Source organism: Blautia sp. Marseille-P3087 (assembly GCF_900120195.1).
Taxonomy (GTDB): domain Bacteria; phylum Bacillota; class Clostridia; order Lachnospirales; family Lachnospiraceae; genus Blautia_A.
Window position 1 is genome coordinate 2,009,391 of record NZ_LT635539.1, and the last position, 26,488, is coordinate 2,035,878.

A 26,488-nucleotide genomic window follows, 5' to 3' on the forward strand; every position below is an offset into this window, starting at 1 on the left:
ATTATTCTGCAGATCCGCCGTATTTTGCAAGGAGTTCTTCTGCATTATCCGGGACAACGATTTCAGAAGTAAGAGTCAGAGTTTTATCAAGCTCTTTACCTTCAACAAGCAGCTGATAAGCACTTTCGATTGCTTCTGTACCACCTGTAGGATAAACCTGAGTCATGCTGAGTCTTCCGTCCATAACGCTTCGGATTCCACCATCAGGTGTAGGAAGTCCATCAAATCCAACGAAAAGGATGTCTCCTTCTTTTCCTGCATTCTTAGCAGCAATATATGCACCTTCTGCCATCGGGTCATTTAACGCCAGGAAAAGATCAATCTCATCATTTGTCTGAAGCATTTCTTCTGCAACTGTGATTGCTTTTTCACGAAGCCAGTCTGCATTGTTTACAGCTACGATTTCAATCTTGTCATTTTTCTTGATTCCTTCACGGAAACCGTTATCTCTGTCGATTCCACCAGAAGTTCCTTCAAGACCTTTGATCTCACAAACTTTACCACCGTCAGGAAGAAGTGTATCTGCAACATATTCTCCTGCGATACGTCCCATATCTACGTTGTCTGCACCGATAAACTGAGTATACTTGTCTCCGTCAATCTTTCTATCAAGAAGAATAACCGGGATTCCTGCATCATAAGCTGCACTGACTGCATTAGTAAGTGGTGTAGCTTCGTTAGGAGATGTAATGATGAGGTCTACACCCATCTGTACAAAGTTTTCAATATCTGCAATCTGTTTGGAGTTATCCTGAGCAGCATCTGCAAAAATAACCTCAAATTCCGGATGTTTTTCTGCTGCCATTGCAATCTGATCATTCATAGCTACACGCCATGGTTCACCAAGATTACACTGTGACATTCCGATCACATATTTGTCCTTTTTCTCTGCTGCACTGACTGTAACTGTGCCTGCTGCCAGAACAGAAACACCCATAGCTGCTGTTAAGAGGATACTGATCGCTTTTTTATTCATACTTACCTTCTTTCTCCGGCATCGCTTTTATTTATTATTTTATTCCCCGGTCCTGCTGCCGGACAGAACCTGAGAATTATTTTCTTTTATTATCAATCACTCACTTTATCTGCCTGCATAAATACTGCAATAATGATGAGAAATCCTTTAACCATCAGCTGAAGATTTGAATTGACGCCTTTAAGACCAAGAACATTATCCAGCATACCAAGGATAAGTGCTCCAATCAGTGTACCAAAAACAGTTCCTTTGCCGCCTGCAAGACTTGTTCCTCCAATGGCACAGGCTGCAACTGCGTTAAGTTCATAGCCCTGACCTTCGTTCGGTCCACCCTGGCTGATCTGAGCTGCGTGAATCATAGCAGCAACAGATGAAAGCATTGCGCAGATCATAAATGCATAGATCTTAATTCTGTCTACTTTGATACCTGAAAGATATGCAGCATTCTTATTTCCACCAATCGCATATACCTGTCTTCCAAATCTTGTTTTACTCAGAATGATCTGAAAAACAATCAGAAGAACAATAAAGATGATTGCCGGTACAGGTACGATTCCCCAGAGACGCATCTGAAGTACTTCAAATGCCGGTGGAGCCATTCCTTCACCTTTACCATATGCAAGCGGGATCCCGATTCCGTTTGCCCAGAATCTTGCAAGTCCTCTCGCGATATTCATAGATGCAAGGGTAACGATAAAAGCCTGAAGTCTCAGCTTTGTGATACATAATCCATTAAACAGTCCAAACAGTGCTCCGATTCCAAGACTTACAAGAATAGCCGGTACAAATCCCAGACCACTCTTTACCATCAGATATGCACATCCTGTTGAGATAAGACCTACAACAGAACCTACAGAAAGATCAATATCGCCAAGGATCAGAATAATCGTCATACCAATTGCAATGATTCCATTTTCTGATACGGCTCTCAGCACGTTCATCAGGTTTCTTATGTCCAGAAAGTTATTTCTGCCATCCTTAATGCAGATTGTAGATGCGACCACAAAGATAATAACCAGTGCAATTACACTCTGCATCTGCTTGATCATAGCTTTCATTTTCTTTTTGTTATCCATCTGTCCACCCTCCTTATTTTGTTGCACTCTGAAGAAGTTTTTCCTGTGTAGCTTCTTCCTGGAGATATTCACCCGTCAGTTCTCCCTCACAGAAAGTAACGATTCTGTCTGAAATACCGATTACTTCCGGAAGCTCTGAGGATACTACAATAATCGCCATCCCCTGTTTCGCAAGATTGTTGATCAACTGGTATATTTCTGCTTTTGCACCTACGTCAATTCCTCGAGTAGGTTCATCCAGAAGAAGAATTTTCGGTTCCGTCATCAACCATCTTCCAAGTACAACCTTCTGCTGATTTCCTCCGGAAAGCGCACTGGCGAGAGTCTTCGTTCCAGGAGCTTTTATTCTGAGAGTTTCCATCTGTTTGTTCCATTCTTTTTTCTCTTCCCCGGATTTCATAAAAAATGTCGGACTGAATTTTTTCAGAAGAGGAAGAGACATATTCTCTCCAATGGATCTCTGCAAAACAAGACCCGTTCCCTTTCTGTCTTCAGTTGCAAAAGAAATGCCCGCTTTGATCGCATCTGCAGGATTTTTTATAATTACTTCTTTACCATCGATAAAAATCTTTGCTGTGGTATCTTTGTAATGCACACCTGCCAGACATTCGAAAAGTTCAGACCTTCCTGCACCTGCAAGTCCTGCGATTCCAAGAACTTCACCATGTCTTACATACAGGGAAATATTCTTGAGTGATCTTCGGAAACTTCCTTCTGGTGGAGTGTATGTGAGGTTTTCTACTTTAAGAGCAATCTCGCCTTTTTCAGTAGGATCTTTAGGATACTGCTCGCTCATATCACGTCCGACCATCATCTTTATGATCTCATCTTTTGAGGTCTCAGAGGCCTTTACGGTACCTATATACGTTCCATCACGCATTACAGTAAGTCTGTCTGCGATCTGGAAAATTTCTTCCATTCGATGTGTGATGTATATAATTCCCTTTCCCTCTGAACGAAGCTTTCGAATAATTGTAAACAGCTTTTCGGCTTCTTTTTCACTAATAGCAGAAGTCGGTTCGTCCATGATAATAATTTCAGAATTCAAAGATATCGCCTTTGCGATCTCAACAAGCTGCTGCTCTCCGATTCTTAAATCTTTTAATTTTGTTGCCGGATCAACATGTACATCCAACATCTCCAGATATTTACGAGCCTCTGTAGCCATAGTCTTAAAGTCAACCGATCCACCCTTTTTCTTCATCCATCTGCCGAGAAAAATGTTTTCTGCCACGCTCAATTCCGGAACAATCTGGAGTTCCTGATGAATTTTAGAAATTCCTAGTTTTTTGGCTGCGATCGGTCCCGGGACCGTTACTTTTTCACCTTTCAGATAAATTTCACCTTTTGTAGGCTGAAGGGAGCCACTGAGAATGTTCATCAGTGTAGATTTTCCTGCTCCGTTTTCTCCCATCAGAGCAAGTACTTCACCTGCATAAAGGTCCAGAGAAACTTCTTTTAATGCCTGCACACTTCCGAAAGTTTTGCTTATGGCCTTCATATTCAGTAATACTTTTTCCATAGTTCCTCCTTTTCTTCCTTCATTCATGATGTGTCTATTATACACAAAAAATCGCCGATTGTATTTCTAATAATCGGCGATTTTTTTATAGTTTTTTTACTTTTGTATATTGATATTGTGATTATTGTATATTTTTTCTCTCTTTAAACGGTACTCTACGCAAAATATTGATAACTGTTCTGTTCTCCGATGCTCTCTTCAATGCCTGCAACACCTGGTGTTCCGTCTCGGCATCCAGGTTTGTAGTAATCTCATCCAGAAGCAGAATCTCCGATTCTGCCACGACTGCTCTTCCGTGATCGACTCATCGTATAAAGTAATCTGATCTCTAATCGTTCCCGGCACCATGTGATAAGACTGCTCCACGTAGCCAAACCATTTTCGTCTTTCTTTTTCGGTCAGCTGCCCGGCAGGGATTCCACCGACCAGTACTTCTCCCTCCTGCGGTTCATATAGTCCAAGCAGAAGTTTAAAAAGCGTACTCTTTCCCGCTCCTGTGTCAAAGACTTCCGTCGTAAATTTTCGCATTCCCTCTACGCACTCATCCACATCGAGGATTGCTTTGGTCGTGATATCGCCCTCGCCTTCTTCTCGAAGGCTTGGTCTGCTCTTTCCTACCAGATTTCCATACAGAATCCTTTTCATTCTGCGATTGACATTATTTGCAAAACGATGTACATAAAAACGCTTGATGTATGTCTTACCAACATCGCAACATTAAAAACGTTGTATCTTTCTATTTCTCCATCATCACTAAATACCGGAAGAGCAAATCTTGAATCATATGAATACCAACCATATTTAGCATCTTTACTATGCTTCTCCTTACGATTATCTTCATAAACCTCGTTCGTTGCTATTTTAAGCAATTCCGGTAATCCCTGTGCAGCATTCGCTTTTGCTTTCGCATTTGCTCCTTTTAAAATCCGAGTGTAATTTGAGTGCATATACTCATCAGGAAGATCCGATCCAATATAAATCATCCTATTGCAATCTTCTATCTGATAGAATTCTCCTGCTTCCCAATCTTGAATGGTACGATACGGAATACCATAGTAGTCACTAAATTCACGTCTGTTCATTCCCATTTTTTCTCTTATTTGTTTTTACTTCTTTTCCTCTACTCATGATTAAACTCTCCTATAAAATAACGCATTGTCTTCGCTCCATAAGCTCCATTTTCATTTCTATATTTGACTTCATTCGTTGAATCCTCCTCTTAAAAATCAAACTCATCCGGATCCAATCCTGCATCCTCCAACACTTCTCTTCTTTCATCCGGATCCATAAATTCCAACTCATCATAATCGAGTCCGGCATCACCGAAAACGTCTGCTTCATCTTCGTTAAAATCAGAACTGCTGTGATCTTCCTTCAACATATCGTCCATGAACTGAAACTGTACAGCACGTTCCAAGCTATCCAATTTCCCGTCTCTGTTAAAATCAAACATCTTATCAAAGCCAAACATAACTTTTCCTCCCTCGGATTTCTTTATTTTTCAATTTCTGTTTCAGATTTCTTAACCTTCTTTTGATTATCCAGAAGACTCTTCTTGCTGATGCTGCAGATTGTTCCGTGATCTGTGACAAGCGCCACTTTTGCTTTTGCCTTCTTTCCGATTTTGTCATAGATTCTTCCGGCACTCATGGAATCTCCGAGCACTGTATAGGAACTGTTTGCTACATATCCAATTTTTCCCAGACCTTCGTAAGTTACTTTAATTGCTTCCTTGTCATATTCATTGCCCTTCTTCCTCTTAATCTTCCATAAACTCGAAATATTCCTGTTCACTGGCAAATAAAATGTATTTGCCTTCTACATATCCCATATATCCGTTGCTTGTGTTATAACCTTTCATCTGCCAGTCCTCCTTGGATTTTTTTGATGTTATCATTTTATAGCAAATGACTGTACAAAAATCCCGACAACCAAGAACAAAGCGGACAAGTCCGCTTCAAACTCCCTGAATCCCTCAATCTTTGATGGACTTGTTACGCTTTGCGCGCCAGATGCAGTCTGCTTCAGCAGACATGTTCCTCATGCATCTGGTCGCGTCCTCGCGGAGCGTTTTTATGTAATAGGAACATTACGGAGTAATTTCCTATTACATAAAAAAAGACACCAACCGAGGTCAGTGTCTCTTCTGTCATTTCTTCAATCTTTCTATTCTCTCACACAAACATCTCATACATTCCCACCATCACTGGCATGGTCACAATTGACAGCAGTGTCGTAAGTACATACAATGAGCTCGCATATGCCGCATCTTTATCATATAGTTGCGCCATGGATGTCACAGTTGCGCAGGCAGGTGTTATGGATGCAATATACACAGTCAGGAGAATCTGTTTGGAATCATTCACTCCCGCAAATGTATTAATCATTTTCATTAAAATCAATATAAATATTGGATAAATAATCAATCTCAATACTGTCGAAACATAGTTCCTTTTTTTAGTAAATACAGTCTTAAGAGGTACATCCGCAATAACCATTCCGGCAAGCAGCATACCGATCGGACCAATCATATTATTCATCATATCCAGGACATCCTGCATGCCTGAAGGCAACTGGATTCTGCAGATAAACAATATCACTCCTACTATGATTGAAATAATATTTACGTTCAGAAATACTTTTTTCCACTCTAATCTATCTTCTTCGCAAAGCATATTTTTGCAGTGTGTCCAGATCAGAATCAGCTGTACCGCAATATAAGCACTGGAGTAAATAACGTACTCCTGTCCAAGCAAATCCTGTACCAGCGGAATTACCAGTATCCCGGCATTTGAATAAATAACAGTTGCACGCTCAATCGTATCCAGCTGTAATGCTTGTTTTAATATTGTGGTAAGTATCAGAAATAAAACATGTACCAGAACTGCTGCTGCACATGCCAGGAACAATCCTTTTTTTACATCTGCTGTATAGTCCACCTGAAATGCGTCGATAATCACGCATGGAATAACCAGATAAACCATGACTACAGATATGCTTTTACTCTCCGACGACTTCATAAGTCCAGCTTTTACAACCGCATATCCCATAAGCATGATCGCAAAAAGCTTTGCAATCTCTTCCATTAGTAATAAACTGATCTGCATATTTTGTCCCTTCTTTTCTGATGTCTACTGTCAGTAATTATAGCACACCGTCTACATTATGCTTAATTAAATTTTTTTATCTCCGAATTTTCTTTTTCAATAGATTCATTGATTTCCTGTTTGTTCATAATGCCCTTTCTGTAACCTCTCTTTCACTCTTTTTGACTTCATGTTCATTATTGAGCTTGTTGTTAATAGATAATTCAAGTATAATAAACTCTATACGAGAAATACACGTCTTGCATGAGGACTTAAATATTGATAATCCTCATGTTTAGCCATATACAGGGAGGAAATTCTCATGGGTAAGCAATCCACCAGGGAAAACAAAACAATTTACCAGCTTTGCCGAGAAGCGGCAGGACTTACAAGAGCAGAGGCCAGTGAAAAAATGGATGCTGTCTCTGATTCAAAAATTGAAAAATTTGAATATGAAACACAAAAACCTACGCCTTATGATATCCTCCAGATGGCAGATGCCTATAAAAGACCAGAGCTTTGCAATTATTATTGCTCTCACAAATGCGAAATCGGCTATCGTTATGTTCCTGAAGTAGAAGTGACCGATCTGTCAAATATCATTTTGGAGACAATTGCCAGTTTAAATGAAATCAATCCTCTTACCGGTCGTCTGATCCAGATTGCCCGTGACGGTAAGATCAGCGATGATGAAATAAAAGATTTTGCTTATATCAGTAAAAAACTTGATGAGATTTCTTTAGCTATAGACTCTTTGAATCTTTGGGTAGATAAGACAGCCGGAGAACAGGGGCTTAATCTTGAACTCTTAAATGCCGAAAAAGAAAAATTAAAATAATCCATAACGCCAAGAAAGGCAATGAACCATTTCTGACTCATTGCCCGAGACTTTTTCTCACAGTCTCGCGTTATTAATTGTGATTATTTTATTTTCTTTACTAAAATGAACCTCTTGTCATCTCTGCAAATTTTTCAATTCTTTTCAATTCCATCTGGCATATGATCTTTCTCAGTTATTTTTCGAATGACCCGGCATGGATTTCCAACTGCCAAACTATACGGCGGAATATCTTTTGTTACAACACTCCCTGCACCAATTACACACCCTTCTCCTATGGTGACACCACCGCAAACAACCACATTGGATGCCAGCCAGCAATTATCTTTTATAGTTATTGGTTTCGCATATTCAAGATTATAAAGGCTGCCATCTTCTCTCATCCTGATATTGCGTTCTTCAGGTAATAATGGATGCATAGGAGTTGCCAATGTAACATTTGGACCAATCATCACATTATCGCCTATATGTATTTCACAGACATCTAAACATGTAAAATTAAAATTAGCAGAACTGAATTTTCCAAAGAACGTATTACATCCGTAGTCAAAATAAACAGGCGCCTGTAAATAGGGAAGTTCCTCTGTTGCTGGCAATAATTCCCTCAATATCTGTGCTTGTTCTTCTTGGTCATCTTCATCTGTCGAATTGTATTTTCTTGCTAATTTACGTGCATTCACGCGTAATTGCTCCAATTCTTTATCCGTTGGATCGTACAACTCTCCACTTAGCATTTTTTCTCTTTCAGTCATTTCCGATAGCCTCCCAATTCCGATTAGCGTATCAAATCATTTTCTTCATTCTATCACAGCCTCTATTATTCCACCATCAATCTTTCAAACCAGGTATCCATAGCAAGAATGAACTGACCTACATCTCCTTGACAAACTTGTTTGGAGAGGCTACGATACGCCCTGTGATCGCACTAAACTTCATAATTCTTCTCCTTTTGCACATTCTGTGTTTTTAATACGTGATTTATATTGCGGATATTCCGTAATAAACCGCTTAATTACATTGGCATCATTCCAGTAATGCATTGGAAAAATGACATTGCAATCTACATTTTTAAGGAAATACAGGATCCCGTCGGCATAGTGATTTCCCTGTCTCGGATCTAAGGGGACAAATGCAGCATCAAAATGCATACCCTTGATTTTCCTGATCTCCGCACGATATGCTGAAGTAAGTCTCTGGTTATCAGCGTTTGGCTCACCATCCCAATACCAGTCATTTAAGTCACCGGCATGATAAATGGTGCCTTCCTTTGTTTTGACAATAAATGCTACACCACTATCGTTAGATAGCAATGTATCGACTTGGGTGCCATTATCCAGATTATAAGTCTGATCATGATAAACATATGTGATCTTCATATCTGGCAAATGTTTTCTTTTGCGTATATCTTTCGCCAAAATTGCCTGATATGTCATGCTCATATCATCAAGGATCTCAAAAATCACAGGATTAAAATGATCCTTATGAAAATGACTGCAAAAAACAATTACTTCTTTTTTCTTGTCAAGAAGTGGTAATTCACCCTTATAATAGTCAAAAATATAGTAGCAATCTTTAGTTTCAATTAAAAATCCACTGTGGTTAATGTAAGTAATTTTCATCATATTCTGTTAAGCTTTCGATCTTGATTTGGCTGTGAACTCTGAGATAAAAACTTTGATGACCTCTACTGTCGATGCCATCTCTTCATTGATATTGAATTCACGACCCGTCTGATTTTTCATAAAGAGCGAAAGGCCTCGTATTTTCTCCTGCACATCCTCTGTTAATTCTGCACGGCCACGCCCAATCACAGATGCAAATGTTGCTCCGTATTTGCAAGCTACATCTCCGCCGGATATAAGTTCAACATCACTTTCTACCTCGATGCACACATTTGGATTACTTCTGATCAGATCCAGCTTATGCCCTTCTTTTGCGCAGTGCATGTAGAAAATCAAGATACCCTCTGTATATTCGTATCCGTAGTGAAGTGGAACGATGTAGGGATAATCAGCATCAAACAAAGCAAGATGCAGGACTTTCGCTTTTTCAATAATCTGCAGAATTTCAATAATATTTGTTACTTCTCGATCTTTTCTTCTCATAGATAAATACCTAAAGAATCGTACTAGATTCCTCCTTTTTTTAATTTCAAAATTATACGATCTGGAAGTTGTATCATCATTTATCTTTATCTTTTTTTGAAAAAATAAGACTGCCAGATGTTCCAAAAGATATACCCAGACATATTCCAATTCCAATTCCAGCCATGCTATTTAATACGTTTATAAAAACAGCGCTCCAAAGTATTGCTGCGCTTATTCCAATAGTGACTCCTATAATTATCTTTTTGCTGTTCATCAGCTTTATCCTCCAAATTCAGATTTCACGACATCGTTTCTAATACAGATTTTACCGTACTTTTTAATCTCAGTCCATCCTTTATCACTAGGCGATAGGAAAACTCTTCTGTCTCTGCTCCGCTGGCAAATATTTCATAGCAATACTTCGTAAGCACTTCCTCTTGTTCCGGAGACAGTGTTTGCAAAAGATTCATGTTAAGAAAAGCAGAGCAAGATTACGCAACTCTCTTAATTTAAATATATGTATTTAATAATGAAAAATTTCAAACATTTTCTAATTCACTTTTCCTCATATAACTCCAATTTCCATTTTCATAAATTCCGAGTTATCAAGTTAATCCACATTGAGAAACCGCTCCTTGAAAGGGACTTATACCACAGAACAATTACTTCACACTTTAAAAGACATAAAATTTACGGATATAGAAGAACATGGCTTCATGCCGGTATATGAACGTCAGGAAATCACTGATGATCTCCATGAAACCTGCGGATTCAAAACAGACTATCAATTCATAACAAAACGGAAAATGAAAGGAATTCAGAAAAAAAGTAAGCGGAGATAAAACATTACTATATTTCGTGTATGCAGATAAAAGTGCCACACCCCCTTGTATTTACAGGGATTGTGGCACTTTTTTAACTAATCAACTGTCAAAGAAGAGATTATATAGAGAAACGGCTGTTTTGTCAAATTATATATCAAATTGAATCCACCTTATCAATCGGCCATAATTTTCTGAGTGCCGCATAAGAAATCAAAAAGTTTGCGAGCCATCCAGCCGGTACAGCAAGCCAGACAAATGCAATACCAAAACGAGGGGCACAGATTAAGGCAACTGACAATCTTATTGCAAGATTTACCATATTTGCAATAAGAAATGGCCTCATGATTCCAAGCCCACGAAGGACTCCATCTGTTGCCATCTTGATACCCATGAAAATGAAAAAGTAGCCTAGCCATCTCATATAATCCCCTGATACCTGATAAGCTAAAGCAGTTCCGTCTTTTCCTAAGAATAACGAAGAAATTTGCGTATGCAATGTCTCAATAACTATAAAAGCAAGAACTGCAAAACATAAATCTAACACCAGTGCAGCATGATATCCTTTTTTGATACGTTCGATTTTCTTTGCACCAAGATTTTGGGAAACATACGGTGAAACTGCATTTCCAATAGATACAAATATCAGTGAAAATACATTCTCTACTCTCATCGTTGCCGAATAACCCGCTAGTGCCTGTGTACCAAATGGATTTACAACCGCCTGTACAATCATCATCCCAATTGACACTGTAGACTGCTGAAGAACCGAAGGTACAGCAATTCGAAGCATTGAACGTAACTCCTGCCCGTCAAACCAGCTAAAGTGACTTTTATATCGGCGCATCCGCCTAAAGAAAATCAAAAGTGACAATACTGCAGAAATTCCTTGTGCAATAAGAGTCGCAAGGGCTGCACCAAACACGCCAAGACCAAGTCCAGCCACCATCCAAAGGTCCATAAATATATTTAAAACCGAAGAAAATATTAAAAGACCTAACGGAATCTTTGATTCGCCGATTGAAGTGAACATCGTTGAAAGGATATTGTACATAAACAGAAACGGAAATCCCACAAAATACACTCGAAGGTACAGTACCGCTTCATCCAATATATCAGCAGGTGTCTGTAATAAACTCATCATTGGATGGGAAAAGCAAAATCCAAACAGACCCAGAAGTATACTTAAAATCAGAAAACTAATTAATGATGTCGACACAATCGTTTTCATTTTGCTATAATCCCGGGCACCAAAATAACGGCTTACAAGAACCCCTGCACCTACACCTGCACCCAATGCTACACAAATGAATACATTCGTAAGTGCGGCGCAGGCACCAACTGCAGCAAGTGCAGATGAGCCAACAAACTGACCAACAATAATAGAATCAGCCATATTATATACTTGTTGAAAAAAACTGCCCAGAATCATAGGCATTGCAAAAACAGTCAGCGCTTTAAGAGGCGCATCTGTAATTAAATATTCATCTTTTGACATTGTCTTATTCTCTTTCTATAGAGATTGATTTTATATCCAGAAGTTGTCTTTCTGCCATGGACTGCGGTTGCTTCGGAAATATATATATTTAGTTTCTGTCATAACAAAACCCTCTCTATGTTTCCTAGCTGCTTTTCCCATGCATCCAGGAAGGCAATTACAGGCAGTTTTCCAGAATATCATTCAGCTTATTCATATCCAGCGGTTTCGCGATATGTCCATTCATGCCTGTATTTTTGGCCAACTGTACATCTTCTGCAAAAGCATTGGCAGTCATGGCAACAATAGGCAGTTTTCCCTTTTCACCCGGAAGACTCCTGATTGCCGCTGTTGCCTCATAACCATTCATAACAGGCATTTGGATATCCATAAAAATAAGATCATACGAACCTTTCGGAGAAGCTTCCACTTTCTCAACTGCAATTTTCCCATTTTCTGCCGTTTCCACTTTTGCACCTGTCATCTGCAAAATTTCACCAGCAATTTCTCTGTTCAACTCATTATCCTCAACCAGCAGAATCCTTTTTCCCGTGTAGTCTGATTCTGACAGCTTCTCCAGATAATTTCTTGCTGTTTTTTCTTTTCTTCCTGAAGTAAACTGCCGTAGTGTTGCCGTCAGCCGGGAACGGAACAGCGGTTTTGCAATAAAAGCATCTACACCTGCAGCCTTTGCTTCTTCTTCAATTTCGCTGAATTCATAGGATGTCAATACAATGATGGTGATCTCTTTTCCTATCCGTTTCCGGATCTGTCTGGCAGTCTCTATACCATCCATATCCGGCATCTTCCAGTCTAAAATAACAGCAAAGTAATCATCTTTCAACTCATGCCGTGCATAACAGCGCTCAACCGCTTCCCTGCCAGAGAGAACCCATTCACCCATAATACCGATTTCCTTCAGTGTGGCAACTGTACTTTCACAGCATGTCTTATCATCATCCACTACCAGAACCGGCAGATTCATCAGATTTTTGTCCTGTTCTTTTTCTTTTTCCTGAAGCTCCAGATAAATTGTTACTGTGATTTTAGTTCCCTTGTGCAAGGTACTGTCCACTTTAATAGTGCCATTCATCAGGTTCACAATATTTCTGCTGATTGCCATTCCCAGACCAGTTCCCTGGACTCTGGTTGTCCGGTGGTCATCCGCACGGCTGAACGGATCAAACATGATTTTCTGGAATTCCGGTGACATACCGATCCCATTATCCTCAATCGTAAATTCATAGCATCCAAGTTCTGAAAATCCATTTGGCTTTTCCTCTATGGAAAAAATAATATTCCCACCATCCGGTGTATACTTGATCGCATTACTCATCAGATTCACAAATACCTGCTGAATCCTCAGGCTGTCACCACAGACAGCCTCATGTTCAATATGATTGATGTGTATATCAAAATTATGTTTATGTTCATCAAGCACCGGTTTCGTAAGTGTAATAAGATTATCTACCAGATCTGACAGATTGAAATCTTCCTGTGCCAGCGTCATTTTTCCGCTCTCGATACGTGCCATATCCAGCACTTCATTGATCAGTCCCAGCAGATGACGGCTTGATTCTGTAATCTTGCTGAGACATTCAATAACTCTGTCCTGACTCTCAATATTTGCTCCTGCGATTGCCGTCAGACCCACAATGGCATTCATTGGTGTCCGGATATCATGGGACATATTGGAAAGGAATTCTGTTTTCGCACGATTTGCATTTTCTGCGGACCGGTAAGCCTCTTTCAGTGCCTGACGGGATTCAATCTCTGCTTTCTTCTCCTGTGTCACATCCATGGATGCCAGCAATACCTTTTCCAGCTTTCCATTCTTCCATTCCAAGGGAATATAAGAAGCGATTTTATAAGTCTTTTCATCCAGGCTGCAATACTCAAACTTATAAATATCATTTTCACTTTTCAGTTTTTTCCGAATATTATCCGGGGCTATCAGGATATCTATAGCTTCCAATGGTTCCAGTGTCTTATATTTTTCAAGAACCTGCATCTGAAAATCATGATAAAATCCCAGAGGTTTATATATCATCTGTCCATTCAGATTGTAGAATTCATATCTGTCATTTTCCAGATCACAGACAACAAAGCGGTCAACCAGACGCACAATACTCTGAATCAGCTGCTCCATGGAAGCATTATCCGCTGCCATCTGCAGATGCCGTGCGCTCTCTACCTTTGCCTCTGTGATATCACGCAGAAAGATCATGGCATATTCTGAATCCTCTATTTCGCCACGTATGACCACATTGCGGACCCATCGTTCTTCTCCATTCAGAGTGATACGGCACTCTAAAGCCAATTCGCTTTCCAGACCCTTCAGCCTTTCTGCAATATAACCACGGTCGTAAAAAGAGGATACCGCCTTCTTATCTGTCTCCACAACATAGGAATCCACAAAATGCCGGATCAATTCATCCCACGTATGACTCTGTTCAAAGACGGTCATCAGGGACGGTTCAACCTTAAAGGTATCAAAAGTATTCGCTTCCAGATTCACATAATACTCGCACAGATCTGCTTTCGTAAAAGCCCGGTGGAAAGCAGCAGATTTTTGTGCCTGCATGGTTTCTTTTTTCTCCGCATCAATGTTAATAAAAATCCCGGCAATCCTGCTGGCAGAACCATCCAGACGGCGTATTACTTCTGCCGATGCCCGAAACCACTGGTATTGATTATCCTTCATTCTCATACGATACTCTACCTGGTATTTTATCTGGTTCGTCTTATCCTTAATTGCCGCCTGAAGCTGCACCATTACTCTTTCTTTATCCTGTGGATGCAGAAGATCTGACCAGGATTCCAGTTTATTCGGAAAGTCCAGAGTGTCATGATAGCCAAGCATTTTTCGGAATTCATGATTCCAGTTTGCATTCACAATCTCACTGTTTTCGTCACAGTCAAAATACCAGAAGCCGGAACAGATAGCCTCATTGAGCAGTGCCAAATTTACATGATCCCAGTTGACCTGTACGGACATAACCCAGATCTGTCTGCCCGCCTCATCTGTCGCATCCTCTTTACAAAGCCGTACATTATTCACTGTACCGTCTGCTGCAAGGATCTGTGCTTCCCCTGTTCCGTGAAGCTGCAAAAAACGGTCCCGCTCCAGTATATCTTCCTCGTCATAAAAGAAGTTTCTCAATGAGCCTTTTGTCTGTTCCATGAAAGTATCGAATGTATATCCTGTACTATGCAACAGCAGATTATCCACAGACAAAATAGACAGGTTTTGGTCATAAGATCCTGTCATTATACCTACCCCGCCATTATTTTCCAGTGTTTTCTGTACGGCCTGTGACATGGCCTGTGTCTGTCCCGTTACAGTCTCACCTAAGGAATATATTTTGTCTTCATAATTTTTCATTTTATAAAAGTCCTCTCTCCGTCTTATGCCTTCTTCATCCTGCTTTTATCTGTATACAGAAAACCTGTCCCTGCTAGTTTTGTTACCCATTTTTGCATACAAAAAGGACACTTGCCAAAATCTGCCAGTGTCCCTACTATATTTTTTTAAAATCACACATCTATATAGTATAAAAGGTATCGGAATCTCTTCTGTTCACACATCTTTTCCATATATTATGATGATATGGAAACAGTGGCAACCGGCTGACATGGCCAAGCTTTCTGACTTTAGTCCCTTCTGGCTTTGCGACCCTGCCTTTCAACAGGTTTGCCTTTAAAATAATCTCTTTTTTTTTTAAAAAACATACCATGTGGTTTTCCTCACGTCAATAATTTTTTTAAAAATCTACACATATTTTACTCCTATTTTTGCGGATATTCGATCTGTGCCAGGCACAGCTGTACCCCCGCCGCCTTTGCTTCCTCTGCCAGGTTTCCAGATCAGCAAAGAATTTTGGAAGCTTTCTTTGATTTATGCTTTGGTACCGTTGCTTTAAATGCCGGATTCTTCTCCATCAGATCCCACTTCACAGCCTGATTAAAACAACTCTTCAGCAACTTATGTACATCACAGATTACACTGGTAGATACGAACTCGCTTCTGACATTTCCGTTCAAGTCTGGAACGGATGCCCTTAAAGAAATCACTTACTGACGCATCACTATAGATCTTCATACCAGCACTATGTGAAGTAGCTTCATCCATGTGCAACGCCCAGTCGATGATATGCACATGTGAACCAAACCGCTCTTCAAACTCTTTTTTCAACTCTTCGAAAATTTCCACAAGTATTTCTGCCGAGGCATGTTTATCCAAAGTTCCGAGCTGATAGAGAGTTTCTTCCGGACAAGTCTTTTTGTTATATCGAACATTGAGTCCAGTACGGATCATGGAACCATAATCAAACTGGAAGTCTGTCATGATATCCGGATTGAAAGTCTCATATAAAATCTGCAGTCTTGCCAGAACGTCAATAACAACTATAGGAAAGAGGTGGTAGTACATGGGAATAATTAAATATTTTAGAAAAAAATACTGGAAAAATGCAATTTTCAGAGGTGGGCAGCGCATACCATTTAGCTACGATGGCTTGACAGATATACCCTATAAAGCCTATGCACTGTTTACGTAAAAAGAATTAGAAACAATTTACAACGATAGAAATGAATTTTATAAGAAGCTAATGCAGATATCGTATAGTCTGGCACATGTTTTATAAGGCGGATACAATGCCTGATAAATCACCAGCTTCTTACCATTTTCTGTATGCTGCGCAAAAGCCAGTATCCGGTACAAGTACTCCGCTGTTTCCAGATTTACATTTTCCCGTTTAAAATGCTGGACTACATCACCAATATGAAATCTACATTCTTCCATTTCGAACTAGTTCTCCTTATCCATTGCCATATGTATCATTCTCTCGAAGGATTCTCTGAAATGCTCATCATCCTCCGATGTTCGTTTTCTTGGTCCTTTTAAATGATTCTTTCCGGATGCCCTTCGTGCCTTCTTATTCAGATGCCGTTCCATAAGCATCTGATCAATATTCTCATTCGTATACCATTTCCCGGATTGATGAATCGCATATGCATTTTTTCCAAGTGCCATTGCCGCCACACCGTAGTCCTGTGATACAACAATATCGCCTTTATGACAAATACTGATCAGTTTATAATCCACTGCATCTGCACCGACTCCAACTACAACCACCTCACTGTAGTCAGAAGACAACACATGATTTGTATCACACAATAACGTTACCGGAACATTGTGCTCTTTTGCAACTTTTTCAACAATACCAACTACCGGACAGGCATCTGCATCAACAAAAATCTGCATATTTTCTCCTTTAATTGCAACTAAATGGCGTACGAACCTCAATAAGATTACCGCTGGGATCATAGAGTCTTACAAGCATCTGCCCACCTGCAAGTTCTGTCAGTTCTGTGGCATATCGAACGAAATACTTACCTGATTCATATTTCGCAAGCAATCCATCTATATCAAAGTCCTCGAAATACAGTTCCATCATGTTATTGAATGGCGTAGAAGTTTCATTCAATGTTTTCCCCCATACATCGGCATCCTGCAAAACAAGTCCCTCAGATAAGATCACATTACCTTCATTCTGAAGAATCACTTGCAGTCCAAATAAGTCCTTATAAAACTCTATGGATTTTTCTATATCATCTACCACGATCAGTACGTTTTTCAGCATATCCGTCACCTCACAATCCACTTTGAGTCAAGCGAATATTCGCAATCCGCATGCAGTTAAATAATCTTTCCAGACAAATGATCAATTTCATGCTGGCAAATCTGTGCTGTCCATCCTGACAATTTCTGGCGCTGTTTTTTCCAGTTGAAGTCATAATATTCTACTTCTATTTCCTGGTATCTGGTCGTCTTACGAACACCGTCAAGGGACAGACAACCTTCTTCTGTCTCATACATGTCATGCTTTGAAACAATCACCGGATTGAACATCACTACATCTATGAATCCCATATTCACAATGATGATATTCTTCCTTACACCAATCATGTTTGCAGCCATACCAACACACCGTTCCCGGTTTGCCTGCAACGTATCCTGCAGATCCTTTCCAACCTGGATATCAGCTTTCGTGGCTGGTTCGGATGGCTGACCTAAAAAGAAAATGTCTCTTACAATTTGCTTTACCATTTACTTTCTCCCTGTAGCTTTCATTCTACTTTTTCCAATTTATTATTTACATCGAGACAAACTTTGTCTCCTTCATTGATATTACGCTCATAGAGCCTGGCGTCCTCCGCTTTTACTGTCACTTCTTTTCCTGAAGAATCCACAAGAGTCACTATTGCCATGACTGGTGCATCATCCGGTCGTTCTTCACAACCAAAATTCAGGTCTTCATCGATTCGTTTTACTGTGTACATCATAACTCAATTTCTCTGGAGATAATATTAAGAATCAGTTTTCTACATACCTTCTCCGATAATATTCCATCGTACGATACTCAATAATATCTTTCATTATCGCCATGTTGCGAACTAATGAAAACCTTAATTTTGTGGTTTGATTTGATTCTTAAGGAAGGTGTCGTTTCTTTAACCGTATTCTTTTTGTCTATATATTCCCACTCTGCACCTATAACAGGCGTACTAAGTCCAGTTAATCTAATTCCCATATTCCTTCTTCCTCTACATAAATACTACTAAGGTAAAGCATACTCACTATTCCAAAGATTCTGGAAATAACACTTAAGCCGCTTTTCAATTCATTGATTACATTCGCATCTACTGATCTAATTCTTCTTTATTTTAAATTTCTCAAATGCCTATTTAAATGAACCTCTTGTTCATTATTATACCTTACCTGTAATAAATTGTCATAAATAACTTTCCGTATTTTGTTGCTTTCCTTGTTTCTTTATTATCCTTCCATTCAGCCAAATCAAATAGCCGAGACCCTAATCAGCCTCAGCTATTCTAAACTATATCATTCAGTTTCAAAAATCAAACTCATCCGGATCCAATCCTGCATCTTCCAACACTTCTCTTCTTTCATCTGGATCCATAAATTCCAACTCATCATAATCGAGTCCGGCATCACCGAAAACGTCTGCTTCATCTTCGTCAAAATCAGAACTGCTGTGATCTTCCTTCAACATATCGTCCATGAACTGAAACTGTACAGCACGTTCCAAGCTATCCAATTTCCCGTCTCTGTTAAAATCAAACATCTTATCAAATCCAAACATAATTTTTCCTCCCTAAGATTTCCTTATTTTTCAACTTCTACTTCAAATTTCTTAACCTTCTTTTGATTATCCAGAAGGCTCTTCTTACTGATGCTACAGATTGTTCCGTGATCTGTGACAAGCGCCACTTTTGCTTTTGCCTTCTTTCCGATTTTGTCATAGATTCTTCCGGCACTCATGGAATCTCCGATCACTGTATAGGAACTGTTTGCTACATATCCAATTTTTCCCAGACCTTCGTAAGTTACTTTAATTGCTTCCTTGTCATATTCATTGTCTGGTTCTTTTTCTAAGCGGATCTTCGTTCCTTTTTTCAGAAATTCTTTTCCAAAATAATGATTTGTTCCTGTCAGTGTGAAATAAATTTTACTCATTGCCCGTCCTCCTCTTAATCTTCCATAAACTCGAAATATTCCTGCTCACTGGCAAATAAAATGTATTTGCCTTCTACATACCCCATATATCCGTTGCTTGTGTCATAACCTTTCATTTGCCAGTCCTCCTTGGATTTTTTCTTCTTTTTTGATGTTATCATCTTACAATAAATGGCTGTGCAAAAATCCCGACATCCAACCGGTCCTATAGCTAATTAAAGGCCCTTAATTGAATTTTCAAACGCTAATTTTTGCCCTTAATTGCTATTTTAAATGCTTTAATTGCTAAACTTCCCGGATCATTTTTGTATTTAATAGCTGAGAGATAGAGAATAGCAAGGACAGGAAGTGTCATGACATTCCACTTCCGGGCATTCGCCACAAGACCGGGACCCTACCCAATCTTCACGCAAACTACAAGCTTTGCGAAGACAATCTGAATGTACATTGAAAGCTTGCTTACAATTGTACAAATCAGGTTGGCTTCATACGGCGACAGCCGTGACCGAGATGAAGCGAAGCGCAATCGAGATTGAAAGCTATATCTTTCAGGAAGGAGACTTATATGGCTAACAGAACAAGAGATATACCTATCCAGTTTTTTGTAACTTCTGAAGAGAAAAAGATGATCCGTAAGAAAATGATTTTATCAAAAACCGCAAACATGGGAGCCTATCTTCGTAAGATGGCAATCGACGGAATCATCATAAATACTGATACGACGTACCTTGAGAAACAGTTTTTTGAAATGCATAAGATTGATGTAAATGTAAATCAGCTGGCAAGACTTGCCAGCGATGATGAAATGAAAGATTTTGCTTATATTAGTAAAAAACTTGATGAAATTTCTTTAGTCATAGACTCTTTGAATCTTTGGGTAGATAAGACCGCCGGAGAACAGGGGCTTAATCTCGATCTCTTAAATGCCGAAAAAGAAAAATTAAAATAATCCATAACGCGCCAAAAGGCAATGAACCATTTCTGACTCATTGCCTTTTCCTTTACATACGCTGTAATTGATTGACGATACTTTCTGTTTGCTCCTCCTGATCCATTATGAATGTGACGTCACCAATGCTATAATGCCACCGACAATCAACAATGGAAAAGCAATGTACATCAGTCCACCTATAACCATACCAATCAATATCACCGGGAAGAAAATAACTGTACAAAGTAATTTCATAATTCCCCAGGATGCTTTTAATCCAAATATAAAAAATTTTCCAACAAACCAAATCATACAAATTGTAAATAATAACGATAACATTTTTTTCTCCTTCTGAAACTCATTTTGATATGCGTCTTTCATTTTTTCTGTTCTTTCTCTGATAAATATTCAGATGTATTCTTTATACCAAGCTTATTACCGAATGCCGGATTTTTCTCCATCTTTTCTATAATCCGGATTAATCGAATTCTCTGTGCTGCTTCCATCTGATCACCCCATTTATATTCTGCTTTTTTGTTGATATTGTCACTATAACAAATTTATTTTTCATAATACACATCCACCATGAGGAATTGCAACTTTATATTTCTCGAATTTTGAGAATTCTGTCTTTATATTTCTCTGCACGAATTGTTTTCTATCTATGCTGACTCATTTATAATAAACATATCCGAGTAACACTATGAATTATTATTAAAGGTAAAGGAGTCAGTAGTAATATGCGAATTGAAAACTTACAAAATGAAAACAGAAAATTTGCGAAAAGCATCGGAAACTTCCATGTGCTTGAATATGTGCAGGATGCCAGCGTTTCACCTATGAATGCAATGAATGAGTATTTCATGAGTAAAATGAATGTCAGAAGAAGACAGGTTGTTATTGATATTGATAAAGACCATTCAGCTGTTATCCAGGCTGGTTCCATGCAGTGGATGGGTGGTAATGTACAAGCCACATCTGGTGTAAAAGGCATCGGAGATTTCCTTGGAAAGGCACTCAAGGGTGCGGTTACAAAAGAAACTGCAGTTAAGCCAGAATATGTTGGTGAAGGCTGCCTGGTACTGGAACCGACATACAAATACATTATCCTTGCAGACATTGGAAAATGGGGTTCTGCCGGAATGACAATTGAAGATGGCATGTTCCTGGCTTGTGATGCAAATATAAAAAGTAAAGTTGTAGCCAGAAAGAACCTTTCATCAGCAGTATTAGGTAGCGAAGACCTGTTTAATCTGAGTTTGCAGGGAAATGGTGTAGCTGCACTGGAGTCTAATGTTCCCGAAGATGAATTGATTGAAGTTATATTGGAAAATGATGAACTGAAAATTGATGGAAACCTTGCCGTATGCTGGTCATCAAACCTTGAATTTACCGTAGAACGATCAACCAAAACACTTGTCGGATCTGCAGTTAGCGGAGAGGGTCTGGTAAATGTTTACCGCGGAACAGGACGGGTACTGATGTGTCCGGTTGCACCGACAACTTCCTTGTTCGAGTCCACTAACACCATGGCAGCTAAAGCTGCTGCTAAATCCAGCAATACATTTGGAAAATAAGCGTAAAACACATTCTCACGTAAACAACAAACGCCGGTATAAGATTATAAAAATCCTGCATCGGCGTTATTAATTGTGATTATTTTATTTTCTTTACTAAAATGAACCTCTTGTCATCTCTGCAAATTTTTCAATTCTTTTCAATTCCATCTGGCATATGATCTTTCTCAGTTATTTTTCGAATGACCCGGCATGGATTTCCGACCATCTGAACACCTTCTTCATAGGTAATACGATATATTGAACTGCTCCCATCTGATTTACATAATGTCTGGTGATTATATTGATCAAGCAAAAGCAATGCTTCTGTATATTCATTTACAGCTCTAAGCACATCCGATTCCTCTATATCAAGCGCATCAGCAAGCATTCTGCTCTGTATATCAACTGTCTTTTCTAATGCTAGAAGACGCCTTTCATTAATAGCATAACCTTTTATAATATATTGCTTAAGAACATTATTTGCCCATTTTCTAAAAGCTATACCTCTTTTAGAATTAACACGATATCCAACAGACAAAATCATATCCAGGTTATATATATTCGGTTTTCTTGCTTCTGTGTCAATAAGACCTCACATATTCTACCCTATTACACTCGCCCCAAATGGCATAAAAGAGAGTCTTGCTATCTTGAAAAACTGCTTTCCAAATGGAATTCCAACTATCGTAATGCACCAAATGCAACCCACTATCAGGTTTCCAAGTGCCATTTCCCAGCCAAAAAATATAATCCATATAAGATTTACCAGAAACGAAAACATGCCATTTCCATACACGATTTCTTTTCCAAACGGCCAGAATGCCAGGGTCGCAAATTTAAAACACTGCAAGCCTACCGGAATTCCAATAATTGTAATACACCATATGCATCCTGCAAAAACCCAAGCCAGGCCGCCCAGTAATCCTCCAAATATAAACCAAAGGATATTACCTATAGTTCTCATGACAACACATCCTCCTTATCCAATGTTTAATATTCTTTTGCAATTTCCTCTGTTATCTCATATATCTCTTTGAATTTTTCTAAGTCCTCTGGAGATCTGATCAGCATGATCTCTTCGATTTTTCCAGTCCGTATGTCTTTGAACCCTGCTACTTCTTCTCCGCTACAAATGCTTGCACGAATAACTGGTTTCATATGTTCTCGGTCATATGTTTTTTTCACGATTTTCTTTTTGAATAATCCCATGCTTCATCCTCCAAATAATTATAGTAACAAGATCAACTATTTAATTTCTGGAACATTTTTCTGCATCAATCGCAAGTACAAACATCAAAGCGTCCAACGCATTTCCCGAATTCTGTACATCAATAACATAAGTATCTGTCATATGAAACAGTTCTTTACTAACCCGTGCAATTGAATAACCGCTTCGATCAAGAATGCTATAGTCCCATTCCATAAAGGTTCCATCAATATGCCATCCATTGTAATCAATATTATAATGTGGCGTCAGAAATGAGAATTCTTTGCTCAGGCATCCAATATAACTGCCATTTTTATAAATCTCAAATTTAGGAAGAAAAGTAAGTACTTTCTGAACAACCATTCCTACTTCGTTTCCATAGGCATCATAAATTACAAGTTTATGTCCCCAGGACAGCTGACCTTTTACTACATAAACAGTGTTGCCTGCTTCATCATAGATATCATAGCTGTCAAACCATGAAAACAACCTTTGTTTAAACAATAACTTCATAACTTTTCACCACTCTCTCCAACAGATATAATTGATTCTTTATAAGTACCATAATACCATGCCGGAACACCTTAAAAAATATGTAAATCGAAGAATTAACCCATCTTATTTCACGGATTATGATAAAACACATATTACCAGCTATAAATCTCTACTCGTTCACAAAAGATATAAAAAAGACCATCTACTGCTTGTTTACGGTAAATGATCTTTTCATTGCAATATTTAATTAAATATCATACTGAGCCGCTTGTCGTCCCTGCAAACTTGAATTTGTCTGGCTCTTTACATAAATGGAGTTTCATTTTCACATCAGCCATACAGATTATCTCTTCAATTTTTATACATTCTGATTTGAATTTTTAGAACCAGTTATAAAATATTGTTCTTCGGGGTTATTACAATCTATTTCAAACAGCCGATCTAATTCATAGTTGTTTAAATATGCCGTTTTACTTATATTGGACGAGCCAATAATTACAAAGGCTTTATTATCATTAGCAATGTAATAAAACTTACCATGATAAAAAGGTTTGAGCTGATAATTCTTTTAACACGTCACAAAGCAGTTCAAAACCGGTCTGTATATCCGCTACAGCGGTGGCTTCTGCCGGATTATGGCTGATACCTCCGATACTCGGCACGAAGATCATCGCGGTCGGGAAATGCTTTCCGAATACCATCGAGTCGTGTCCGGCGCCGCTGTTCATATGCTTATACGCGAGATGTTTCTCTTCACAGTGCCGCTCGATCACCCGAATCACGTTCGGATCCATCTGTACGGACTCCAGCCAGTCATTCTGTCGAAGCCGGGTCTGAAAGCCCTTGCGTTCGATGGATTCCAGTACACGTTTCAGAAGAACCACATCTTGAAGCAGTTCCTCATTGCTACCATCGCGCAGATCGATGAGCAGATTCACTCGATCTGCAATGACATTCTGCATTCCAGGAAATACCTGTATCGCGCCATAGGTAAGGGTGGCAGAAGGAGCCTGCGCCATCATCTGACGGGTAGACTCTGTGATAAATTCCGCAGCAGCTACCACAGGATCGTGCCGTAAAGACATCGAGGTGGTACCTGCATGGTTCTGGCTTCCCTGAATGGTCAGCTCATAGTTGACGATACCGACGATACTGTCCACAATACCGATCTGCTTCTGCTCGCTTTCAAGCACCGGTCCCTGTTCGATATGCAGTTCTACGATTGCTCGAATATCGTCACGTTTCACGTTTTTCAGCGTTTCCGTCTGATACCCGGCAGATACCAGTGCTTCACGAAGTGTGACGCCATCACGGCTGAGCTCCTCGAGATCCTCTTCTTTCAGCGTGCCACAGATTGCGCGGCTCCCCTGACAGCCGGATGGAAAACGACTGCCCTCTTCTTCCATCAGACCCCCCACTTCCAGGCTGTGTTTCGGAACGAAGCCCGACTGTTTGAGGTATCCCAGCGCTGCCACACCAGTCACAACGCCCAGTGCGCCATCATATTTTCCACCGTTCTTTACGGTATCCAGGTGGGATCCCGTCAATATGGTTCCAGGTTCTGTCCCCGGAAGCCGTCCATACACGTTACCGATCGCGTCCTCTCTGTATTCAAGCCCCAGCTCCTCGATCCACTCACGCAGGATGTTCTTCGCGATTTTGTCTTCCAGAGTATACGCTGCACGCCAGATCTCTCCGTCGATGCGCGTCGCATCGGCCAGCTGACACAGCATTTCTTCGATTCTTACTCCCGCTTCGTTTTTCATCATAAATGTCACCTCATTTCATAGTTTGTTTAAATAATAGCTTCATAATTTTTCACCACTCTCTCCAACAGATATAATTGGTTCTTTATAAGTACCATAATACCATGCCGGAACACCTTAAAAAATATGTAAATCGAAGAATTAACCCATCTTATTTCACGGATTATGATAAAACATAGATTTCCGGCTATAAATCTCTACTTGTTCACAAAAAGATATAAAAAAGACCATCTACTGCTTGTTTACGGTAAATGATCTTTTCATTGCAATATTTAATTAAATATCATACTGAGCCGATTGTTCACGTATCAATTTACATGTTTCTCATTGTATTGCTCGCCCTATTATAAATACAATTTATTTTCCTTCCTACCGGAACAAACCTTCTTCATTTTCAGTCCAGCGATAAAACTGACAAGCTTACTGTAATTTCGTGCTTTCTTCGGACAGACTGCTACACAGTGCATACAAGAAATGCACTTATCCTTATCGGTCATCTTTGGATTTTCCAACGGAATGGCACCTGCCGGGCATTCTTTTGCGCACAGACCGCAGGAAGTGCATTTTCCATTTGCAACAGGTTTGAGCGGAACACCACCATATTCTCGATATGGTCTGTTTCCCGGAAATGCAGGTGTACTTTGTGCTTCGCTGTTTTGCATAATCTTTGCGGCAAATTCCAGCAATTCCTTTTCATCCTGCCGATCCGGGCGTCCGGTTCCAAATTGGTGCATCAGGGAATGCTCTGCGACAGCCTCCATTCCTGCGATACATACAAATCCTGATGCCTCCAGAACATCCTGTAGTTCCAATAGAGTATCATCAATCATACGGTTTCCAAATACTGCCACAAGAATTGCTTTCGTACCATCTGCCTTTACTTTGCGGAACATATCCGTTACAACTGATGGAATGCGTCCACCGTAAGACGGTACAGCAACCAAACATAGGTCCTTTTTTTCAAATTTCACCTTCATGAGTTTATCTGGTTCTTTAATTAGATCGATTTCTTCAGCATCCAGCTTCGTCCCTTTCGCAACAATATCTGCTACTTTCTCTGTGCCCCCTGTCGGGCTGAAAAATATGTTATAAAATCTCATAATG

The 26,488-nt window shown here is 39.5% G+C and carries 33 protein-coding genes, 3 pseudogenes and 1 riboswitch; of the genes and pseudogenes, 5 read left to right on the forward strand and 31 right to left on the reverse strand.

Going from position 1 to position 26,488, the window contains the following annotated elements; genetic code table 11:
- Window position 1 precedes the first annotated feature (1 nt).
- The 8 genes from BQ7344_RS09480 to BQ7344_RS09515 all read right to left on the reverse strand — a co-directional run bounded on the left by BQ7344_RS09480 (window position 2) and on the right by BQ7344_RS09515 (window position 6,681).
- Window positions 2-976, reverse strand: a complete 975-nt coding sequence (locus BQ7344_RS09480) for a substrate-binding domain-containing protein (RefSeq protein ID WP_072522399.1) — start codon at window positions 974-976, stop codon at window positions 2-4.
- Between the two features lie 92 nt (window positions 977-1,068).
- Window positions 1,069-2,052 (reverse strand): ABC transporter permease, encoded by a 984-nt coding sequence (locus BQ7344_RS09485; protein WP_072522400.1) that lies wholly within the window; start codon window positions 2,050-2,052, stop codon window positions 1,069-1,071.
- A 13-nt stretch (window positions 2,053-2,065) separates the two neighbouring features.
- Window positions 2,066-3,574 carry a sugar ABC transporter ATP-binding protein gene (locus tag BQ7344_RS09490; protein WP_072522401.1) on the reverse strand — a complete coding sequence of 503 codons (1,509 nt, stop codon included), beginning with the start codon at window positions 3,572-3,574 and terminating at the stop codon, window positions 2,066-2,068.
- 198 nt (window positions 3,575-3,772) lie between these two features.
- Window positions 3,773-4,219 carry an ATP-binding cassette domain-containing protein gene (locus tag BQ7344_RS09495; protein WP_072522402.1) on the reverse strand — a complete coding sequence of 149 codons (447 nt, stop codon included), beginning with the start codon at window positions 4,217-4,219 and terminating at the stop codon, window positions 3,773-3,775.
- Window positions 4,216-4,656, reverse strand: coding sequence for a helix-turn-helix domain-containing protein (locus BQ7344_RS16525; RefSeq protein WP_235816087.1), 441 nt, complete (start codon window positions 4,654-4,656; stop codon window positions 4,216-4,218). Before BQ7344_RS16525 ends, BQ7344_RS09495 begins: the two co-directional genes overlap by 4 nt.
- Before the next feature lie 137 nt (window positions 4,657-4,793).
- On the reverse strand, window positions 4,794-5,045 hold the full coding sequence (locus BQ7344_RS09505) for a hypothetical protein (RefSeq protein WP_072522404.1): 252 nt from the start codon (window positions 5,043-5,045) through the stop codon (window positions 4,794-4,796).
- 23 nt (window positions 5,046-5,068) lie between these two features.
- Entirely contained in the window at window positions 5,069-5,368 is a 300-nt protein-coding gene (locus tag BQ7344_RS09510) for an HIRAN domain-containing protein (RefSeq protein WP_235816088.1), read from the reverse strand.
- Between the two features lie 380 nt (window positions 5,369-5,748).
- The gene (locus BQ7344_RS09515) at window positions 5,749-6,681 is read right to left on the reverse strand and encodes an AEC family transporter (RefSeq protein ID WP_072522406.1); all 933 of its coding nucleotides are present in this window, start codon (window positions 6,679-6,681) and stop codon (window positions 5,749-5,751) included.
- Window positions 6,682-6,982: 301 nt separating this feature from the next.
- Between BQ7344_RS09515 and BQ7344_RS09520 the strand changes: the two genes are divergently transcribed.
- Window positions 6,983-7,498, forward strand: coding sequence for a helix-turn-helix domain-containing protein (locus BQ7344_RS09520; protein WP_072522407.1), 516 nt, complete (start codon window positions 6,983-6,985; stop codon window positions 7,496-7,498).
- Window positions 7,499-7,632: 134 nt separating this feature from the next.
- Here BQ7344_RS09520 and BQ7344_RS09525 read toward each other — a convergent pair whose 3' ends face one another.
- The 4 genes from BQ7344_RS09525 to BQ7344_RS09540 all read right to left on the reverse strand — a co-directional run bounded on the left by BQ7344_RS09525 (window position 7,633) and on the right by BQ7344_RS09540 (window position 9,859).
- Window positions 7,633-8,250, reverse strand: coding sequence for a sugar O-acetyltransferase (locus BQ7344_RS09525; RefSeq protein ID WP_072522408.1), 618 nt, complete (start codon window positions 8,248-8,250; stop codon window positions 7,633-7,635).
- A 180-nt stretch (window positions 8,251-8,430) separates the two neighbouring features.
- A complete protein-coding gene (locus BQ7344_RS09530) occupies window positions 8,431-9,117 on the reverse strand; it encodes an MBL fold metallo-hydrolase (RefSeq protein WP_072522409.1) in 687 nt (228 codons plus the stop codon).
- A 9-nt stretch (window positions 9,118-9,126) separates the two neighbouring features.
- Window positions 9,127-9,603 carry a pyridoxamine 5'-phosphate oxidase family protein gene (locus tag BQ7344_RS09535; RefSeq protein WP_072522410.1) on the reverse strand — a complete coding sequence of 159 codons (477 nt, stop codon included), beginning with the start codon at window positions 9,601-9,603 and terminating at the stop codon, window positions 9,127-9,129.
- 76 nt (window positions 9,604-9,679) lie between these two features.
- A complete protein-coding gene (locus BQ7344_RS09540; protein WP_072522411.1) occupies window positions 9,680-9,859 on the reverse strand; it encodes a hypothetical protein in 180 nt (59 codons plus the stop codon).
- 346 nt (window positions 9,860-10,205) lie between these two features.
- Here BQ7344_RS09540 and BQ7344_RS16945 point away from each other — a divergent pair.
- Window positions 10,206-10,427 (forward strand): annotated as a pseudogene (locus tag BQ7344_RS16945) (IS1634 family transposase); the annotation flags it as partial.
- A 136-nt stretch (window positions 10,428-10,563) separates the two neighbouring features.
- Here the strand turns inward: BQ7344_RS16945 and BQ7344_RS09550 are convergent.
- From BQ7344_RS09550 to BQ7344_RS09595, 11 genes are all read right to left on the reverse strand, one after another.
- Window positions 10,564-11,904 (reverse strand): MATE family efflux transporter, encoded by a 1,341-nt coding sequence (locus BQ7344_RS09550; RefSeq protein WP_072522412.1) that lies wholly within the window; start codon window positions 11,902-11,904, stop codon window positions 10,564-10,566.
- Window positions 11,905-12,061: 157 nt separating this feature from the next.
- A complete protein-coding gene (locus BQ7344_RS09555; protein ID WP_072522413.1) occupies window positions 12,062-15,268 on the reverse strand; it encodes a hybrid sensor histidine kinase/response regulator in 3,207 nt (1,068 codons plus the stop codon).
- A 233-nt stretch (window positions 15,269-15,501) separates the two neighbouring features.
- Window positions 15,502-15,592, reverse strand: a riboswitch (cyclic di-GMP riboswitch).
- A gap of 285 nt (window positions 15,593-15,877) precedes the next feature.
- Window positions 15,878-16,315, reverse strand: a complete 438-nt coding sequence (locus BQ7344_RS09560; protein ID WP_072522414.1) for a hypothetical protein — start codon at window positions 16,313-16,315, stop codon at window positions 15,878-15,880.
- 165 nt (window positions 16,316-16,480) lie between these two features.
- Window positions 16,481-16,687, reverse strand: coding sequence for a DUF1653 domain-containing protein (locus BQ7344_RS09565; protein ID WP_083585524.1), 207 nt, complete (start codon window positions 16,685-16,687; stop codon window positions 16,481-16,483).
- A 6-nt stretch (window positions 16,688-16,693) separates the two neighbouring features.
- On the reverse strand, window positions 16,694-17,149 hold the full coding sequence (locus tag BQ7344_RS09570; protein WP_072522415.1) for a YaiI/YqxD family protein: 456 nt from the start codon (window positions 17,147-17,149) through the stop codon (window positions 16,694-16,696).
- Window positions 17,150-17,159: 10 nt separating this feature from the next.
- Window positions 17,160-17,528, reverse strand: coding sequence for a VOC family protein (locus BQ7344_RS09575; RefSeq protein WP_072522416.1), 369 nt, complete (start codon window positions 17,526-17,528; stop codon window positions 17,160-17,162).
- Between the two features lie 56 nt (window positions 17,529-17,584).
- Window positions 17,585-17,995 carry a peptide deformylase gene (locus BQ7344_RS09580; RefSeq protein WP_072522417.1) on the reverse strand — a complete coding sequence of 137 codons (411 nt, stop codon included), beginning with the start codon at window positions 17,993-17,995 and terminating at the stop codon, window positions 17,585-17,587.
- A 20-nt stretch (window positions 17,996-18,015) separates the two neighbouring features.
- Entirely contained in the window at window positions 18,016-18,231 is a 216-nt protein-coding gene (locus tag BQ7344_RS09585; RefSeq protein WP_072522418.1) for a hypothetical protein, read from the reverse strand.
- 77 nt (window positions 18,232-18,308) lie between these two features.
- A complete protein-coding gene (locus BQ7344_RS16185; RefSeq protein ID WP_159431370.1) occupies window positions 18,309-18,479 on the reverse strand; it encodes a hypothetical protein in 171 nt (56 codons plus the stop codon).
- Between the two features lie 321 nt (window positions 18,480-18,800).
- Entirely contained in the window at window positions 18,801-19,052 is a 252-nt protein-coding gene (locus tag BQ7344_RS09590; protein ID WP_072522419.1) for a hypothetical protein, read from the reverse strand.
- Window positions 19,053-19,075: 23 nt separating this feature from the next.
- Window positions 19,076-19,426 (reverse strand): HIRAN domain-containing protein, encoded by a 351-nt coding sequence (locus tag BQ7344_RS09595; protein WP_072522420.1) that lies wholly within the window; start codon window positions 19,424-19,426, stop codon window positions 19,076-19,078.
- Window positions 19,427-19,991: 565 nt separating this feature from the next.
- Between BQ7344_RS09595 and BQ7344_RS16950 the strand changes: the two are divergent.
- Both BQ7344_RS16950 and BQ7344_RS16955 read left to right on the forward strand, forming a co-directional pair.
- Window positions 19,992-20,207: pseudogene (locus tag BQ7344_RS16950) on the forward strand (plasmid mobilization protein); the annotation flags it as partial.
- Between the two features lie 6 nt (window positions 20,208-20,213).
- Window positions 20,214-20,375 (forward strand): annotated as a pseudogene (locus tag BQ7344_RS16955) (helix-turn-helix domain-containing protein); the annotation flags it as partial.
- Between the two features lie 105 nt (window positions 20,376-20,480).
- On the opposite strand, the gene BQ7344_RS09605 reads toward BQ7344_RS16955, so the two are convergent.
- A complete protein-coding gene (locus BQ7344_RS09605) occupies window positions 20,481-20,738 on the reverse strand; it encodes a hypothetical protein (protein ID WP_235816089.1) in 258 nt (85 codons plus the stop codon).
- On the reverse strand, window positions 20,735-20,863 hold the full coding sequence (locus tag BQ7344_RS16655; protein WP_255367469.1) for a hypothetical protein: 129 nt from the start codon (window positions 20,861-20,863) through the stop codon (window positions 20,735-20,737). Before BQ7344_RS16655 ends, BQ7344_RS09605 begins: the two co-directional genes overlap by 4 nt.
- Window positions 20,864-21,097: 234 nt before the next feature.
- Here BQ7344_RS16655 and BQ7344_RS09610 point away from each other — a divergent pair, with 234 nt between their 5' ends.
- A complete protein-coding gene (locus tag BQ7344_RS09610; protein WP_072522421.1) occupies window positions 21,098-21,934 on the forward strand; it encodes an AIM24 family protein in 837 nt (278 codons plus the stop codon).
- 130 nt (window positions 21,935-22,064) lie between these two features.
- Here BQ7344_RS09610 and rhuM read toward each other — a convergent pair whose 3' ends face one another.
- The 6 genes from rhuM to BQ7344_RS09640 all read right to left on the reverse strand — a co-directional run bounded on the left by rhuM (window position 22,065) and on the right by BQ7344_RS09640 (window position 26,484).
- Complete coding sequence (gene rhuM, locus BQ7344_RS09615; RefSeq protein WP_255367539.1) at window positions 22,065-22,502, reverse strand: RhuM family protein; 438 nt, start codon at window positions 22,500-22,502, stop codon at window positions 22,065-22,067.
- A 15-nt stretch (window positions 22,503-22,517) separates the two neighbouring features.
- Window positions 22,518-22,880, reverse strand: a complete 363-nt coding sequence (locus BQ7344_RS09620) for a YccF domain-containing protein (RefSeq protein WP_072522422.1) — start codon at window positions 22,878-22,880, stop codon at window positions 22,518-22,520.
- Window positions 22,881-22,906: 26 nt separating this feature from the next.
- The gene (locus tag BQ7344_RS09625; protein WP_072522423.1) at window positions 22,907-23,125 is read right to left on the reverse strand and encodes an aspartate dehydrogenase; all 219 of its coding nucleotides are present in this window, start codon (window positions 23,123-23,125) and stop codon (window positions 22,907-22,909) included.
- Between the two features lie 40 nt (window positions 23,126-23,165).
- On the reverse strand, window positions 23,166-23,636 hold the full coding sequence (locus tag BQ7344_RS09630; protein ID WP_072522424.1) for an LURP-one-related/scramblase family protein: 471 nt from the start codon (window positions 23,634-23,636) through the stop codon (window positions 23,166-23,168).
- 515 nt (window positions 23,637-24,151) lie between these two features.
- Window positions 24,152-25,387 carry a M20 family metallo-hydrolase gene (locus BQ7344_RS09635; protein WP_072522425.1) on the reverse strand — a complete coding sequence of 412 codons (1,236 nt, stop codon included), beginning with the start codon at window positions 25,385-25,387 and terminating at the stop codon, window positions 24,152-24,154.
- 341 nt (window positions 25,388-25,728) lie between these two features.
- Window positions 25,729-26,484 carry a 4Fe-4S binding protein gene (locus BQ7344_RS09640; RefSeq protein ID WP_072522426.1) on the reverse strand — a complete coding sequence of 252 codons (756 nt, stop codon included), beginning with the start codon at window positions 26,482-26,484 and terminating at the stop codon, window positions 25,729-25,731.
- Window positions 26,485-26,488 lie beyond the last annotated feature (4 nt).